The sequence below is a fragment of the Picosynechococcus sp. PCC 8807 genome, assembly GCF_001693295.1.
Classification (GTDB): domain Bacteria; phylum Cyanobacteriota; class Cyanobacteriia; order Cyanobacteriales; family MRBY01; genus MRBY01.
Window position 1 is genome coordinate 1,307,363 of the sequence record NZ_CP016483.1, and the last position, 16,727, is coordinate 1,324,089.

Below are 16,727 nucleotides of genomic sequence, written 5' to 3' on the forward strand. Positions count from 1 at the left end.
CAAAATAAGGCTGCAATCTTCTCTGTCGGCCCTCCATGAATCGCCTGAAAACCGCTGCCACTTATCTCCTTCTGGGGGCGATCGCCCTAGTGATGCTTTTTCCCCTGCTCTGGTTGTTGAGCACCGCCCTCAAATCCCCCACCGAAAACGTCTTTAGCTTTCCACCCCAACTCATTCCCCAAGCGCCGACCCTGAATAATTTCGTCACCGTCTGGCAACAACATCCCTTTGGCCGCTACCTCTTCAATAGCACCCTTGTTGCGGTTCTCACCGTGGGCTTCAATCTTCTTTTTTGTGCCTTGGCAGCCTATCCCCTAGCGCGTCTGGACTTCCGGGGCCGGGATGCTATTTTTGCCACCATCGTCTCGACGATCATGATCCCCTTTCAGATCGTGATGATTCCCCTGTATGTCCTGACAGTGCAGCTTGGTCTGCGTAATACCTACTTAGGGATTATTTTTCCCAGTCTGGCCTCTGCCTTTGGGATTTTCTTGCTGCGACAGGCGTTTCAAGGGGTGCCCAAGGAATTAGAAGAAGCGGGCCGCATTGATGGCTGTTCGGAACTGGGCATTTGGTGGCACATTATGGTGCCTGCCGTGCGTCCGGCTTTGATTACCCTGGCAATTTTTGTCTTTATCGGTGCCTGGAGCGATTTCCTCTGGCCGCTGATCGTCATTGACCGTCCGGAATTTTATACTTTGCCCCTGGGAGTAGCAACCTTGGCGGGCCAATTTTCCCTTGATTGGCGCTTGATCGCGGCGGGTTCGATTATCTCTATCCTGCCGGTGATGATCCTGTTTGTTTTCCTACAGCGCTACATCATCCCCAGTGACAGCAGCAGTGGTGTTAAGGGCTAGTTTGGCAAAATTCTAAGAAGAAAGTTTCCCACACAAGACGGGGCTGAACGTAACTACGGAGGTATTTTCGGGTGGTTTCGAGGCGCTGGATCAGTTGATCATTGTGAAACCGTTGCCAGTACTGATATTGGAGGTAATCAATAAGTTGCAATTGCACTTCTATATCAAGGGCATTGTGAATTTCCTTTGCGAGGCTAAAAGCGCCAAGGGGGTTTTGGGGGAGTTGCTGGAGGCTTTGTAATAAGTCCTGGGGGACATTACTCAGTAGCTCATAAATTTGGATCGCGGCACCGGGACTTCCCTGGGCGATCGCCAAAATCGTTTCATCGGCCAAAATGTGTTGATAACCTTGGGCCGTTAAAATTTGCGCCACATCGTCCTGGGAAAGGCGATAAAAGGGGATCTTTTGGCAGCGGGAAACGAGGGTCGGCAACAAACTATCGCCACTGGGGGCCAGTAAAATTAACGTCGCGTTGCCGGGTTCCTCTAGGGTTTTTAAAAGAGCATTGGCCGGAGCCTCTGCCATGGTCTGGGCCGCCTCGATCACCACCACACAACGAGGAGCTTCCAGGGCCGGACGACTGAGAAATTCCCCCAATTGGCGGATCTGTTCAATGCGAATCTGGGGCGGTGCCTTCCGTTTTAAGCCAGCTTCCTGGGCCTGGGCTGGGGTGTAGAGTTTGCCTTGGTGCTGGTAGGTGGGTTCTACCCACAGCAAATCGGGGTGATTATTTTTTAGGAGCTTATAACGAATCAGACGTTGGGCTGCTTCTGGTACTTCCTGGGTCATAAGGGCCGTCGTAAAACCCCTGGCTGTCAAACTGCGACCAATGCCCTCTGGCCCCGCAAATAGGTAGGCAGGAGCCAGACGATCCTGGGCGATCGCCTGACGCAAGAGTGAGACGGCTTGGGGTTGACCAAGAACCTGATCGAGAGAAATCATTCGGTTAGGGGCCTCCCGTTCGGTAATATAAAAAAGAATGCTTCAGCATGGTTGAAAGATATTTTTTATGGCGCGTTATACTTGCTCCTACTTCGTTGGACTCTCCGAACCAGAGATGCTCGCTTCCCTCAGGGATATCATCCAGGAATGCGACCTCAACCTCACCTATGAGACGGGAGGTTACATCATGGCCAAAGAAAAACCCGGCAACGTCTCTTTCACCAAACTTGTGGAGCTTGAAGTCCTATTTGACCGCAACAAAGTTCAAGATGGCAAACTGCAAGTGGATTTTGTGGCGAAAAACCAAGAACTCCCCCTCCATACCGATAACCATTGTCGGTCGATCTTTGAACAGATTTTGAAAACCGTGAACGCCCAACAGCCCTGGGAATTAGAAACAAATAACCTCGATTAATCTCTGATTTTCCCCCAGGCTTTTGTCAAAAAAGTCCCGCTTTTCCCGACCCAGGCCATCAACAAACCGATGGGAGTATGAGAAGATAGGGGCACAAATATATGAAGAAAAATTAAATTATTATGGCCGTTATTCAGTTTTCCCAAGGCGTTAATGAACCTGAAGTTCCCGGTATCCGCTTAACCCGTTCCCCCGATGGTAGTACCGGCACCGCTGTATTTTCCTTTGAAGATCCCGCCGCCCTCGCCCAAGAAAGTACCGATGAAATTACGGGTATGTACCTCATCGACGAAGAAGGCGAAATTGTCACCCGCGAAGTCAAAGCAAAATTTTATGATGGGAAACCACGCATTATTGAAGCGCGCTTGGTGATGCGCTCGACCGCTGAATGGGATCGTTTTATGCGGTTTATGGAACGTTATGCGGCGGAAAATGGCCTCGAATTTACTAAAGCCTAGGCCCGGCCAAACGTCTCTCCGTCCTTGGTATTCGGTTGCCTGCTCCAGGAATATTGCCTGTCACGGTTGCGCAAATTATGATGCGTCAGATTGTGGCTTGCTTTGGTATTCACGAGCCAAATGCCAGGGGCGATCGCCTTTTGATCGCCGATAGAATTCTATGGCCTGGCGTATTTTCCCCACTCTCTCACCGAAAACGGGAGTGATACCATAATTAAAAAAAGTTATTAAATTAATATTTGCGATCGCCCAACGCCAGACCCAAAATTGAGGAAATGGCGTTTAGTCAGTGCCAGCGCAATGAGTATATTTTTCCCCTAATCCTCCGTTTGTAATCAAAATCCTATGTTTAAGAAGCTATTTGGTGACCCCAACGCCCGCAAACTCAAAAGGTTTCAGCCCCTCGTCGCTGAAATCAACCTGCTCGCAGAGGATTTTGCCAACCTTACAGACGAAGCCCTAGCCCAAAAAACCGTAGAATTTCGCGCCAAGCTCGACAAAGCCAATAGCGACGAAGAAACCGAAGAAATTTTAGACGAAATCCTCCCCGAAGCCTTTGCCGTCGTTCGCGAAGCCGCTTGGCGGGTACTCCAGATGCGCCACTACGATGTCCAGCTTTTGGGGGGGATCGTCCTCCATAAAGGGCAAATCGCCGAGATGAGAACCGGGGAAGGTAAAACCCTCGTTGCCACCCTGCCCGCCTATCTCAACGGTCTCACGGGGAAAGGGGTTCATGTGGTCACCGTGAACGATTACCTCGCCCGCCGGGACGCCGAATGGATGGGGCAGGTACACCGTTTCTTGGGCCTTACTGTGGGGCTAATCCAGTCCAGCATGGGGCCGGCCGAAAAGATTGAAAACTACCGCTGCGATATTACCTACACCACCAACTCTGAACTAGGGTTTGATTATTTGCGGGACAATATGGCCACCACGATCCAAGAAGTGGTGCAGCGTCCCTTTAACTACTGCATCATTGACGAAGTCGATTCGATCCTTGTTGATGAAGCCAGAACACCTCTGATTATTTCTGGGCAGATCGAACGCCCCACTGAAAAATATCTCCAAGCGGCGGAAATTGCGAAACAGTTGGCTCCCCAAGTCGAGGAAGACGGCCCCGGCGACTATGAAGTCGATGAAAAAGCTCGCAACGTTTTAATGACCGACGAAGGGTTTGCCAAAGCAGAACAATTGCTAGGAGTGACGGATCTATACGACGAGCAAAATCCTTGGGCCCACTATATTTTCAATGCCGTCAAAGCCAAGGAACTGTTTAAAAAAGATGTGAACTACATTGTGCGCGGCGATGAGGTAGTAATCGTCGATGAATTTACGGGCCGGATTATGCCAGGACGACGCTGGAGTGATGGCCTCCACCAGGCGATCGAAGCCCAAGAAGGGGTCACGATCCAAAAAGAAACCCAGACCCTCGCCAATATTACCTACCAAAACTTTTTCTTGCTCTATCCCAAACTTTCTGGGATGACGGGGACAGCCAAAACCGAAGAAACAGAATTTGAAAAGGTCTATAACCTTGAGGTGACGATCATCCCCACCAATCGTCCCACCAAGCGACAAGATCTAGCAGACGTAGTCTACAAAAATGAGAAAGCAAAGTGGCGGGCCGTCGCCGAAGAATGCGCCCAGATGCACGAAACGGGACGACCGGTGCTGGTCGGTACCACCAGTGTAGAAAAGTCAGAGATTATTTCAGCCTATCTCCATGAGTTGGGTATTCCCCATAACCTCTTGAATGCGCGGCCCGAAAATGTCGAGAAGGAATCAGAAATTGTCGCCCAGGCGGGTCGTAAAGGGGCTGTAACGATCGCCACAAATATGGCGGGTCGTGGTACAGATATTATCCTCGGCGGGAACTCGGAATATATGGCTCGCCTGAAGATGCGTGAATATTTTATGCCCCAGATCGTTAAACCAGAGGATGAGGGCAATTTTGCGATCGCCGGTAGTGGTAAAAACAGCGGCGGCCAGGGTTTTGATACCAACAATAAACAGAAGAAAAAAACCTGGAAAACCACCCTCGACATTTACCCAACGGAACTGCCCACAGACTTAGAACAGCAGCTTAAGGAAGCGGTAAAATTTGCCGTCGATCAATATGGTAACCAAAGTTTGACGGAACTAGAGGCCGAGGAAAAGTTGGCGATCGCCTCGGAAAATGCCCCCACCGCCGATCCCGTGGTGCAAAAGTTACGGACGGTATACCATGCCATCGAAAAAACCTACCATGACCTCACCAGCGTTGAGCATGACGAGGTGATTCAAAATGGCGGTCTTCACGTCATTGGGACGGAACGCCACGAATCCCGCCGGATCGATAACCAACTGCGGGGCCGGGCCGGTCGTCAAGGGGACCCCGGTTCAACGCGATTTTTCCTCAGTCTCGAAGATAATCTCCTGCGTATTTTCGGGGGCGATCGCGTGGCCGGTTTGATGAATGCCTTCCGGGTCGAAGAAGATATGCCCATCGAATCAAAAATGCTCACCAACTCCCTCGAAGGTGCTCAGAAAAAAGTAGAAACCTTTTACTACGACGCCCGGAAACAGGTATTTGAGTACGACGAAGTAATGAACAATCAACGGCGGGCCATTTACGCTGAACGCCGTCGGGTCTTAGAAGGGCAAGATCTCAAAGAGCAGGTTATCCAATACGCCGAAAAGACCATGAGCGAAATTGTCGAGGCCTACGTTAACCCCGAACTGCCCCCCGAAGAGTGGAAACTCGATAAGCTCCTCGATAAAGCAAAGGAATTTATCTACCTCCTCGAAGATCTAGAACCCAAAGATATTGAGGATATGACCGTTCCAGAAATTAAAACCTTCCTCCATGAAGAAGTGCGTAAAGCCTACGACCTCAAGGAAGCCCAGGTGGAGAAAAGTCAACCCGGTTTGATGCGCCAGGCAGAACGGTTCTTTATCCTCCAGCAGATCGATACCCTCTGGCGGGAACACCTCCAGGCCATTGATGCCCTGCGAGAATCTGTCGGCTTACGGGGCTATGGTCAAAAAGATCCTTTGATTGAATACAAACAAGAGGGTTACGAAATGTTCCTGGAAATGATGATCGACATCCGCCGGAACGTGGTTTACTCCCTGTTCCAATTCCAGCCCCAACGGCAACCCCAACAACCCCAAGCGGTCTAGATATTTCTTTAAATACCGAATAACTCCCCCTCCTTGGGGGATTTTTTGTTTTATGTTTTTCCTTGGATCAATTTAAGTATGGGCAGCAATGTTGGAGTTTTCACAATTTGAGGCGGGCTATATTATTTCCCAAAAAGACCTGGAGCAGGCAGTGGGCTATCGGCAACGGGATCAGCCAGAGGCCTTTGACTATTTTTTAGCGGATGTCTATGGCCTTGTGTTGCAAGCCCTGGAGGAATGTTTACCCCATTTAAAGGTTTATCCGGCGTTAAATTTCCATGGGTTGATTATCCTGGATCCGACCCAGATGACCCCAGAGGAAACGAAGCTCTACCATAGCCGCCGCGATCGCCTTTTGAGAAAGCAAGCCGAGCAAGATATTCGCCGCTCAGAACTCTGAGATCAAGGGTTGTTCGGCCATCAGTCGGGGGATTCGAGGTAGGTCTGGATAAACTGGTGGGCTGCCTGGAAATGGGTTTCGATCTGCTGGGAAAGCGTCTGGATCGTGGCGTAGTTTTCGGTGGCGAGGGCGAATTCGATGGCAATGCACCAGTCTGGAATTTTACGAACACTCACGCTACTGGCGGCTCCCTTGAGGCGATGGGCTTCGTAGGAAATTTTTGCGGCATCCCGATTGGCGATCGCCCCTTGGAGTGCTTCGATGTAGCTGGCGGCAAAGTCTAAAAATTGCTTGAATACTTCCCGGTGGAAATTGGGATTATTGCCATAAAAATGCACCAATTGTGTTAAATCTACAGGCGCGTCAGGATCTGCAACCATTTCTGGGTTTTCCTGGCTCGTTGGCGCGGCGATCGCCCCTACGGATCGACTTTTTTCGGACTTTTGTAAACACTTATCGATGACCTGACGGAGGGTCTTAATGCTGGTGGGTTTGGCAATGTAGCCATCCATCCCTGCCGCTAGACATTTTTCGCGATCACCTTTCATCGCATTGGCTGTCATCGCGATAATCAATTGGTGGGTATCCTCCTGTTCTTGTTGACGGATCATTTCCGTGGTCGTATAGCCATCTAGTTCCGGCATCAGACAATCCATCAAAATTAGGTCATAGGTCCGCTGTTGGAGCTGGGCGAGGGCTTCGCGGCCATTACTCACACAATCGATGCTGCGAAAACCAATAATTTCAAGCTGATTGAGAATAACCGTTTGGTTAATGGGCGTATCTTCGACCACGAGGATTTGAATATCTGGCGATCGCTCCCCCTGATCACCCAAAATTTCTGCTAAAGTCCAATCAAAATCTGGGTCATCTGCCATTGTCTGATCCAGCCTTTTTTCCGCTTGGAGGCAACGTAAAAGCGCTTCCTGTTGGAGGGGGCGGAGGAGATAACGGAGTCCTTGGGGCTGCAGCCAATTTTTTAAGCGAGGATAATCCACCGCCGATAGCAGCAGCACTAAATTTTCTCGGGGGAGGAGCGTTTTTACTTTATCTAAAACCGTTTCGATGCCTGCCTGATTACCAACAATGGGTAAAGCCAAGAGCATCAGATCAAAACTATCCTGTTGTTCGAGGGCGAGGATTCCCCCCATAAAATCCCCATAGGCCGTGACGCTGACCCCGTAGTGACTGAGCTGCCGACGCGTCGCTTCTAAAGACAAGGGCTGGGAGTCAATGAGGAGAACTCGGCAAGGGGCCAGTTGGGGCAGGGAGGGCGGCGTTTCTAACCGTTGGAAACGGGCCGTAAACCAAAAGGTTGAACCTTGACCAGGACTACTTTCTAAACCAATATCTCCGGCCATGAGACTGACCAAATGTTTGGCGATCGCCAAACCGAGACCTGTTCCCCCATATTCCCTTGTCGTAGACGGATCCACCTGGGAAAAAGACCGGAATAACTTTGCTTGATCTGCTTTGTCAATGCCAATCCCAGTGTCAATGACCTCAAACTTCACCAAAACAGAAGCCTCATCTTCGGCCATGGGTAGAGCGCGGATCACCACAGAACCCCGATGGGTAAACTTAATCGCGTTACCAACTAAATTCGTCAATATCTGCCGCAACCGCATCGAATCTCCCGTAACTGTTCCTCCCAGTTGCGGATCAATGGTGGTGATCAATTCCACTTGTTTCGTTTGGGCCTGAATAGCCAGTAGCTCTGCCACCGACTCCACACAGTCAATAATCTGTAGAGGCACGGATTCGAGGCGCATTTCCCCGGCTTCTAACTTGGAAAAGTCCAGGATATCGTTGATCACATAAAGTAAATGGTTCGCGCTTTGGCTGAGGGTTTTTATAAAATCCTGTTGCTGGGGATTTAGTTGAGTCGTTTGTAAAAGCTCCGCAATGCCGAGAATGCCGTTCATAGGAGTGCGAATTTCGTGGCTCATATTCGCCAAAAAGCTCGATTTAAGGCGGGATGCAGCGAGGGCAGCCTCACGACCTTCGACAAGATCATTGATATTTTGGGTGACAATCACTACCCCACCCACCTGATTTTCCCTGTGATACCAGGGCTGGACTGTCCATTTGAGATACTGTTTTTTGCCATCATGCTGGACGTAGCAATCTTCTTCGCAGGTAATCACCTGACCCGTTAGGGCTGTTTGGAGGTGCTGTTGGTAGTCTTCCTGGAGATTGCCAAAAACTTCACGGTGCGATCGCCCCACGAGGGTTTCTTCCCCAAGCTGGTAGTCAACAAGCCACTGATGGCTATGGGCCACGTAACATAGCTTTTTGTCTAACATCGCCATCGCCACGGGCATATTTTGGATCAGTTGCCGCAGTTGCCGCCGCTCTTGATCGAGGGCTTGGCTAGCCAGTTTGCGGTCAGTGACTTCAATAATTACCCCTTCTAGACAAATCAACTTGCCTGTTTCATCAAAAATCCCCCGTCCCTGTTCAAAGACCCAACAAACATTTTGGTCAACGCGCACAAGACGGTATTCATCGGTATAGGTGGGATTTTCAGGGGTAATTATCTCTAAAATACCTAAAAGACGCAGGTAATCTTCGGGGTGAATAATGTCTCCAAAGGCGCGAACTTGATTATGTAAAAAATCCGTTGCCGGGTAGCCGGTCATTGGTTCAATGCCATTGGAAAGAAACTCCATTGTCCATTGTTCATCAGGGAGACAACGGTACACAGCGCCGGGGATATTGAGCACTAAACTGCGGTAACGGGCTTCACTGCTCCGGAGCGTTTCGTTCACTGTTTTGAGCGCTTGGGTGCGGGCGGCGACCTTTTCTTCGAGTTGGTTATTAATGGTTTCGAGTTGATTATTGGCCCAGGCAAGTTCGTCTAGGGCGCGTTTCCGCTCAATTTCTGCGGCGGCCCGGGCGGCAAAAATACGGGTTAATTTTGTGGCTAGCTCTTGGTCAATGGTGGGTTGATAGTGCTGCACATGGAGGGTGCCGATGGTGCGAGAATTGCGGTCTTGGATCGGGAACTGGAGTGTTTGACTGGTGTCGGATTCCGCAGCAGGGGAGGCGATCGCCACTGCTGGGATCGAGGGAAATTTAGGATTTTTCCAGGTGGCAAGGGTTTGTGGCGAATGAGTGTCATTGTCGAGAATTTCACGAATGGCGACATAACAAACATCAAGGGCGATCGCCAAATTTTCCGCTAGGGCCGAGAAAAAATCACGTCCTGTGACCGCAGCCGTCCCCGCCACAATACGACTCAAAATGCTTTCTGCTTTTTGGCGTTCCTGCACTTCGAGTTGTAATTTTTGGTTGATAATTGCCAACTCTTCCGGGCTTTTGAGCGCTAAAAATTTTGGTAAAAGAGTGTACAGTTCTATGGCGGTATAGCAGGAAATCAAAGCCGTAAAACTGCCTTCGATCCCATCAATCCAATAAATGGGAAACCAGAGGGTCAACATATCTAAAAAGTGACCAATTCCACAGGCAGTAATGAAAGTACTAAATAGGATAAATACCCGCGAAAAAGGCATATCCTGCCGCTTTTTGACAAAATAAACCAGCATAATCGGGATCGAAAAATAGGCGATCGCCGTAAGCAAATTCGCCACCAGATGTAGCCCAACTAGAGGAGTTTGCCATAGATAGCAGCTTCCGTGGGGCATATACATCCGCCCCGTCAAAAAGCCCCGCAGACTTTCCCAGGTCAAAGCACCAGAAAAACTCACCATACACAACACCCCGAATTATTTTTGTAGCATTGTTGTCAGTTATTTTGGAGGGGAGAATTACCTTGATTGTTTCCCCTAAATTGGCTTGAGTATTTAAGCAAATTTTAACAGTCCTTTTACTGGCCTAAAGTGAAATTCAGCATAAAGCGATCATTTTTTAACCTGGATTTTTAAGCATGAAAGCTATGTTTTCTCGCAAAAAGGCGATCGCCAAATTACTAAATCAATTTAGATTCTCCCCAAAGCTCAAAAATTTATCCTGACTGAAAAATAGGATACAAATTTAATTTAAATCGCCTTGTTCAAGACGCAACACCACGATCTGTTCCTGCTTTTGGCTCAATGGCATTACAGAGGCTGGCCATGATTCTCTGGGTTTTCCCTTGGGTTGCAGCGAGCTGACAAAATTTTGAGAAAGGGGGAGCGATCGCCAAAGTCTTCGGGCATAATGAAAAAAATCTATTTCAGTTACCCCAAAGTCAAGGTAGGAGTCGTCAGTGGTTGGTAAGTCCCGTCGTTCTAAACGCAGAAAATCCCCAGCGCCACGATCATTGAATGCTGCGACCAATACTAAGGTGATCGCCTTTGAAGCCCGTCACCGGCAAGGGAATTCCCCCCAGGCGATCGCGCTCCAGGCCCCCCCCAACTCCCCAAGGACAAATCGCCGTTCCCGCCGCCCAGTCCGCCAAGCACGCCTCAAATTACCCCGGCCCCTCCTGTATCCTCTCCGTTTACTCATCGTGGGTGTGGGCGTTAGTGCTTGTATTGGCACCATTCTCAGCGCCGCAAACCTACGCTCCATCCCCACGGTTACTCCCCCCGACAATGTAACGAGCCAACAGCTCCTCTCTGAACAGGTTTCTCCTCCCCCGGCCCCGGAACCGCTTCCCCTGAAAACGCCCCTCACCCAACTGGCAGAAACGACCCAAGCAGCGATCGCCGCTGACTCTACCCTGGATGCGTCTTTGCTCTTTGTGGATTTAGACACCGGAGAATATTTAGATGTGGCTGGCGATCGCCCCCTCTCCGCCGCCAGTACGATCAAAATTCCCATTCTTGTGGCCTTCTTTGAAGCCGTTGACAGTGGCAAAGTCAACCTCGATGATTCCCTCACCCTCACTCAAGAGGTCATCGGGGGCGGATCTGGCGGCATGCAATACAAAACCCCAGGTAGTACTTACACCGCCCTCTACACCGCCACGGAAATGAGCGTCAACAGTGACAACACCGCCACAAACATGATCACCGAATTGTTGGGGGGGAATGCCGTCCTCAACGCCAAATTTCAGCAGTGGGGCATGACCCAAACCCAATTAAACAACCCCCTGCCGGATCTCGAAGGCACAAACCTCACCAGCGCTAAGGATCTTGCCCATCTCCTGGCCCGCGTTAACCAAGGCGAAATCTTGTCTGTCCGCTCCCGCGATCGCCTGTTTCGGATCATGGGAGCCACGAGTAATGATCGCCTTTTACCCCAGAGTTTGGGCCAGGGAGCCGACATCGTCCATAAAACCGGAGACATCGGCAGTATCATCGGCGATGCGGGAATTGTTGATCTGCCCAATGGCAAGCGTTATGTTGCCGCAATTTTTGTAGAGCGTCCCTACAATGACCCCAAAGGCAAAGAGCTACTCCACAAAATTAGTCGTCAATTCTATGACCACATGGCTAAAAAAGAGATTATCCAAGCGCCTAGCCAACCAGCTGCCCCAGAGACAGCCCCAGCCCCAACGCCTTAACTGCGGATCTGCACGGGCATAATCAAATAAGTCATTTGCACTGCCCCCAGGGGCGTAAAAATGACTGGCTGGTTATTCTCATTTAACTGCATCTTGATCTCATTACTTGGTAAAGCCTTCAGACCATCGATGAGATACCTCACGTTAAAAGCGATCTCTAGGTCTGTCCCTGAAACCTGGGCGGGCAACGCTTCTTCACCACTGCCCACATCCTGGGCTTCCACAGCGAGGTGAAGTTTTTGTTCGGCGCTGTTGAGGCGGAATTTGACAATATTATTTTTTTGATCGGCTAGAACCGCCACCCGTTCAATGCTGCTAATCAAAGCCCGTCGCTCTAGGGTGACATCGCGGCTAAACTGGCGGGGGATTAACTGGTGGTAAGCGGGGTAGGCACCGTCTAGTTTGCGGCTGGTGAGGCGCTGGTGATTGACTTCAAAAATAACTTGGCTATCGTCTAAATGCAGGGCAATTAAATCCGCTTCATTGGCGGTGGTCAACATTCGTTCTAGTTCTCGGAGCGCCCGGGCGGGGATGGTTAGGGCAAAATCTTCCAGGGTTGAGGTGGGAAGTTTACCAGTTTCGCTGGATTCTGGCTCTGGACTGACCTGATCACTGGTTTCGACGAGGGCAAGACGATGGCCATCGGTCGCGGCAAACTCAAGGCAATCCTGATGATGGGTGAGATGGACGCCCGTGAGAACTTGCTTGGTTTCATCGGGGCTTGCGGCGAATAGTACACCTCCTAGGCCTTCGCTCAAGGCGATCGCCGGCAACATTAATTTTTTACCGTCCTGGATCGTCGGCAATTCTGGGAATTCCTCGGCCCCCATGCCTCGAATCTGAAACCGTCCGGTGGCAGCAGTTAGGGTCGCCTGGGCATCGCCTTTCATCAAAGTATCCGACGGACAGCTCAAGGTCACTTCCCCCTCAGGCAGACGCGACACAATATCATTGAGCAACTTCGCTGGCAGGGTTAGGGTGCCCCCTTCAATGACTTGGGCCGGAAAACTCGTGCGAATGCCGAGGCTGAGATCAAAAGCGGTGAGTTGAATCTGATGGCGGTTCGCATCCGCAGTCAACAGCACATTTCCCAAAATAGGGTGGGTAGGCCGCGAAGGCACCGCCCGACCGACGAGGGACAGTTGGCTATTTAGATCACTTTGACTGCAAACAAACTTCATGGCTTTTTCCGGAGATCTCCAAGCAGAGCAGATAGATTCTACTACAACATCCCCTAGCCGGCGGGATTTTTTCTGGGGCGGCGATGGCGCAATACCCGATCTAAAATAAACCGACCCACCAGGTTTCCTACGGTACAATGGGGAGCAGTAGGGACTTTTTATTTTTCGAATTTAATCCTGCGCTAATCTCCATCGGTGAATGCCAATCACTGCCAAGAAAAGCAAAGAGTTTCGTTCCTACGCCAGTGGCTGTTGTCTTTTCTTTTTGCTGAGCTTAAGCAAACATTGCAACATTCGTCACTGGAGCCCTTAATTAAAAAAGATAGCAAGATAAAACGAGGATTCATGACAAATATTCATCAAAAAATTGAACAAGAACGTGATGCGGCTCGGGAAGCTTGTAGTACTGACTCCACTTCCGCTGAATGTGCAGCTGCTTGGGACGCCGTTGAAGAACTCCAGGCGGAAGCCGCCCACCAACGGGAAAAAGAGCCGGAAAAAAGTCCCCTAGAAAAGTTTTGTGATGATAACCCCGACGCGGATGAATGCCGTCTCTACGAAGACTAATTTTGTCGGCGATCGCCTTTATTTCTGTAAAAAAATTAGTTGATGCGCTTTTAGCCATTGATCTTGGCTTCGGTAAGGTCAAAAAATGAGCTAGAGGCTAACCCCCAAAGCAGTGGTTTCTCTCCGTAGTGCCACTGCTTTGACTTGTGTATACTGTGAAAAATCAATCTTAATTTGTCTCAAACCCCATATAAACCATGGATGAAACGTTACTACAGCAATTGGCCTGGATGGACTACCGTTTGGCGGTCATTTTTACGGTGATGGTGCCGATTGCACTGTTGATCTGGAGTTTCGTCGCGAAGGTGGAATCGATGCAGCGGCTCCTGGGCATTTACTGGAAAGTGGCCAGCTTGTTAATGGTGACGGTGTATCTGTTGATTCCCAGTTGGTCAGTGGGCTATCTAACGGGGCTGTTGTCACGGATTTTGATCCCCATTGGGTTATGGTTTTGGATTGATCTCAATGAAGAAATTCGCGATCAGCCGGGTAGTCGTCTAAAACTCGCGTTTACGGCTTGGCGTTGGGCGGTGACAGTTTACTGCGCGCTTGGGGCGATCGCCAATCTACCATTTTTGGGCTGTGCCTTTTCGACGGCGATGCGCCAAGGAACCTATTGCCAAGTGTGGCTAGAAGCACCCAGCCGTTACCAACAAATTTTGCACGCCAACTCGACACCCGGTTTTCTCGGCTTCTTAGGAATTGTCGGCCTGGTGATTTATGTCGTGTATTTGCTGACGTTTTTGGTGTTCCGTTTGGGACGTCAGGGCCGCATTGCCATCGAAGAATAATGGAAAAAACCCCGTAAAAAACTTTTTTTGAGAAAAATCTAGGCTTAGGGGTTGCCAATTTAAAATTGCTTTGCTAAATTAGAACTTGTGCGCAAAACGCCAGGATAGCTCAGTTGGTAGAGCAGAGGACTGAAAATCCTCGTGTCGGCGGTTCAATTCCGCCTCCCGGCACTGCATAAAGAGAGTTCACCTCGGTGGGCTCTTTTTTTGTTTGAAAAATATTTTTAGAATCAAGTTGCTCCTGCCACAAAGAAACCCAACCGGGCTAGGCTGGGTTTGAATGCAGATTGTATTTTTAGGGAATTTGTATGGGCGTACTTATGATCCTGGGGCTTTTGCTCCTAATTCTCCTCGGCGGGCTAATCCTGGGTTTGGGCAATGATTAGGCGGGGACTTCCACCTTTGCTTCACCGCCGAGGGCAAAGGCTTCATGGACGAGTTTTAGGGCTGCCTGGCCTTGGGTTTCCGGGACAACGCAGCTAATTTTAATTTCAGAAGTGGTAATCATCTGAATGTTAATTTTTGCCGTGGCGAGGGCTTGGAAGAAGCGAGCGGCAACCCCCGGTGCACCAATCATCCCAGAACCGACAATACTGACTTTGGCGATCGCCGGATCTACTTCGATTTCCCCAAAATTTAGCTGTTCCGCCATGCTAGAGAGGGCGAGGCGAGCCGCTTCAGCATCCCCCTGGGCGACGGTAAAGGCAATGTCACGGGTCTTGATCCCATTGAGCACACGGCACCGTTGGGATTGAATAATCATATCGACGCTGATGTTTTGGTGGGCTAACAGCGAAAAAATTTGGGCAGCCATACCAGGACTATCCGGCACGTGACGAATGGCCAGTTGCGCTTGTTTGAGGTCAAGGGCGACACCCCGGACGGGGGGGTGATCTTCGGGATTGAGAGCCGCTGGGGTCGCATTCATCGGGGAAGAGGCAATGTCAAAAACATCGCAGAGGGTGGCGATCGCCCGGTCACAATCCGTCTGCTGGATGACGCAGCTCACCTTCACTTCCGAAGTGGAAATCATCTCGATATTAATCCCTGCATCGGCCAGGCTTTGGAACATGGTGGCGGCAATCCCGGGACGGCCGATCATCCCAGCCCCAGAGATGGTGATTTTGGCAATGTCATTGGCGCTCATCACCGCAACGTCGCTTAAATCTTGGTCTGTGCCAGCGCAGAGGGTGGGGGCAATGGCTTCGGCGATCGCCTGGGCCTGGGTGGCGGCATTTTCGGTCACGGTAAAGGCAATGTCATTACTGTTGCCATCGTGGATCGACTGGATAATTAAATCCACATCGACATTGTGGGTGGCGATTTCTCCAAATAATTTGGCAGCGACGCCGGGGCGATCAGGGATGTGCAGCATCGCAATGCGGGCCTGGTTAGTATCAAACTCCACCGCATCGACGGCTTTGGCAATTTCGAGGTTAATCAAGGGGCGATCGCTCACCGGGGCAGAGGTCACCCAAGTCCCCGGATCCTCAGTCCAACTGGAACGTACCACCAAAGGCACCCCATAATTTTTCGCAATTTCGACAGCGCGGGGATGAAGCACCTTCGCCCCTAAACTGGCAAGCTCTAGCATTTCATCGGACGTGACTTCGGCCATCAGTTGCGCTTCGGGGACAATACGCGGGTCAGTGGTTAAAATCCCCGGCACATCGGTATAAATTTCACAACAGGAAGCCTTGAGAGCAGCGGCGATCGCCACCGCAGAAGTATCCGATCCGCCCCGACCCAGGGTAGTAATTTCTAGATCTTCGGTTTTGGAAATGCCCTGGAAACCCGCCACGACGATCACCTCTCCCTTTTGCAGGTGCCGTTGGAGGCGGTCGGTTTTAATTTCGAGGATGCGGGCGCGGCTATGTTCCGCTTCAGTAACAATTCCCACCTGGGCACCAGTGAGAGAAATTGCCGGTTGTCCCAGTTCCTGGAGGGCCATACTGAGCAGAGAAATCGAGACCTGTTCCCCCGTAGAGAGGAGCATATCCATTTCCCGTCGGTTGGGATTGGTGCTGATTTCGTGGGCCAATTTCACCAAACCATCGGTGGTTTTTCCCATGGCAGAGACCACCACGACAATTTGATTGCCCGCTTGGGCCCGTTGCTGTACCCGTTTGGCCACCGCTTGAATTCTTTCTACCGAGCCGACGGAGGTACCGCCATATTTTTGAACGATCATTGCCATGGAACCTGCCTCACTCTCCCGAACTTAAAACACAATTCGCTTTCCATAGATGTTTTGGAAAATCGGTGATCCACTCTAGCAAATCCTACCGACTTTTCTGATCGATCTTTCACATTCCGTTGTGTGGTGCCGTCATCTCTGTTACGTTCAGGGGCAATTTTTTCACCCAAGGTTTACGATGGATAATCGTTCACCAAAGCCACGGCATCGAGAAAATTTCAGGCGATCGCCATAGCATAAATTCCCTAGGGAAAACGAAAAAAAACGTTAAGTGACTTGTCTTTCCGCACCATTTACCCCATAA

General features: G+C 50.3%; 12 protein-coding genes and 1 tRNA gene. 9 read left to right on the forward strand and 4 right to left on the reverse strand.

Annotated features, from left to right (window positions below; genetic code table 11):
• Positions 1–35 precede the first annotated feature (35 nt).
• Positions 36–857: a carbohydrate ABC transporter permease gene (locus AWQ24_RS06360; protein WP_065716303.1), complete on the forward strand. Its 822-nt coding sequence runs from the start codon at positions 36–38 to the stop codon at positions 855–857.
• On the opposite strand, the gene AWQ24_RS06365 is transcribed toward AWQ24_RS06360, so the two are convergent.
• On the reverse strand, positions 847–1,800 hold the full coding sequence (locus AWQ24_RS06365; RefSeq protein WP_065716304.1) for a DNA polymerase III subunit delta': 954 nt from the start codon (positions 1,798–1,800) through the stop codon (positions 847–849). The two genes, AWQ24_RS06360 and AWQ24_RS06365, sit on opposite strands and share 11 nt — an antisense overlap.
• Before the next feature lie 67 nt (positions 1,801–1,867).
• On the opposite strand from AWQ24_RS06365, the gene AWQ24_RS06370 reads away from it, so the two are divergent.
• From AWQ24_RS06370 to AWQ24_RS06385, 4 genes are all read left to right on the forward strand, one after another.
• Positions 1,868–2,215 carry a hypothetical protein gene (locus AWQ24_RS06370; protein WP_012306878.1) on the forward strand — a complete coding sequence of 116 codons (348 nt, stop codon included), beginning with the start codon at positions 1,868–1,870 and terminating at the stop codon, positions 2,213–2,215.
• A gap of 122 nt (positions 2,216–2,337) precedes the next feature.
• A complete protein-coding gene (gene psb28 / locus AWQ24_RS06375) occupies positions 2,338–2,673 on the forward strand; it encodes a photosystem II reaction center protein Psb28 (RefSeq protein WP_012306879.1) in 336 nt (111 codons plus the stop codon).
• A gap of 345 nt (positions 2,674–3,018) precedes the next feature.
• Positions 3,019–5,835 (forward strand): preprotein translocase subunit SecA, encoded by a 2,817-nt coding sequence (secA, locus tag AWQ24_RS06380; protein ID WP_065716305.1) that lies wholly within the window; start codon positions 3,019–3,021, stop codon positions 5,833–5,835.
• 88 nt (positions 5,836–5,923) lie between these two features.
• A complete protein-coding gene (locus AWQ24_RS06385) occupies positions 5,924–6,235 on the forward strand; it encodes a hypothetical protein (protein ID WP_030006482.1) in 312 nt (103 codons plus the stop codon).
• Positions 6,236–6,255: 20 nt separating this feature from the next.
• Here AWQ24_RS06385 and AWQ24_RS06390 read toward each other — a convergent pair whose 3' ends face one another.
• Entirely contained in the window at positions 6,256–9,948 is a 3,693-nt protein-coding gene (locus AWQ24_RS06390) for a response regulator (RefSeq protein WP_065716306.1), read from the reverse strand.
• Positions 9,949–10,499: 551 nt separating this feature from the next.
• On the opposite strand from AWQ24_RS06390, the gene AWQ24_RS06395 reads away from it, so the two are divergent.
• The gene (locus AWQ24_RS06395; protein WP_232318884.1) at positions 10,500–11,687 is read left to right on the forward strand and encodes a serine hydrolase; all 1,188 of its coding nucleotides are present in this window, start codon (positions 10,500–10,502) and stop codon (positions 11,685–11,687) included.
• Here the strand turns inward: AWQ24_RS06395 and dnaN are convergent.
• Positions 11,684–12,868, reverse strand: coding sequence for a DNA polymerase III subunit beta (gene dnaN, locus AWQ24_RS06400; protein WP_030006485.1), 1,185 nt, complete (start codon positions 12,866–12,868; stop codon positions 11,684–11,686). The genes AWQ24_RS06395 and dnaN overlap by 4 nt on opposite strands.
• A 345-nt stretch (positions 12,869–13,213) precedes the next feature.
• On the opposite strand from dnaN, the gene AWQ24_RS06405 reads away from it, so the two are divergent.
• From AWQ24_RS06405 to AWQ24_RS06415, 3 genes are all read left to right on the forward strand, one after another.
• Positions 13,214–13,435, forward strand: coding sequence for a Calvin cycle protein CP12 (locus AWQ24_RS06405; protein WP_012306885.1), 222 nt, complete (start codon positions 13,214–13,216; stop codon positions 13,433–13,435).
• A gap of 197 nt (positions 13,436–13,632) precedes the next feature.
• Positions 13,633–14,226: a DUF3177 family protein gene (locus AWQ24_RS06410; protein ID WP_030006486.1), complete on the forward strand. Its 594-nt coding sequence runs from the start codon at positions 13,633–13,635 to the stop codon at positions 14,224–14,226.
• Between the two features lie 98 nt (positions 14,227–14,324).
• Positions 14,325–14,397: transfer RNA gene (locus tag AWQ24_RS06415), tRNA-Phe, on the forward strand.
• A 211-nt stretch (positions 14,398–14,608) separates the two neighbouring features.
• Here the strand turns inward: AWQ24_RS06415 and AWQ24_RS06420 are convergent.
• Positions 14,609–16,423 (reverse strand): aspartate kinase, encoded by a 1,815-nt coding sequence (locus AWQ24_RS06420; RefSeq protein ID WP_065716307.1) that lies wholly within the window; start codon positions 16,421–16,423, stop codon positions 14,609–14,611.
• Positions 16,424–16,727: the final 304 nt, after the last annotated feature.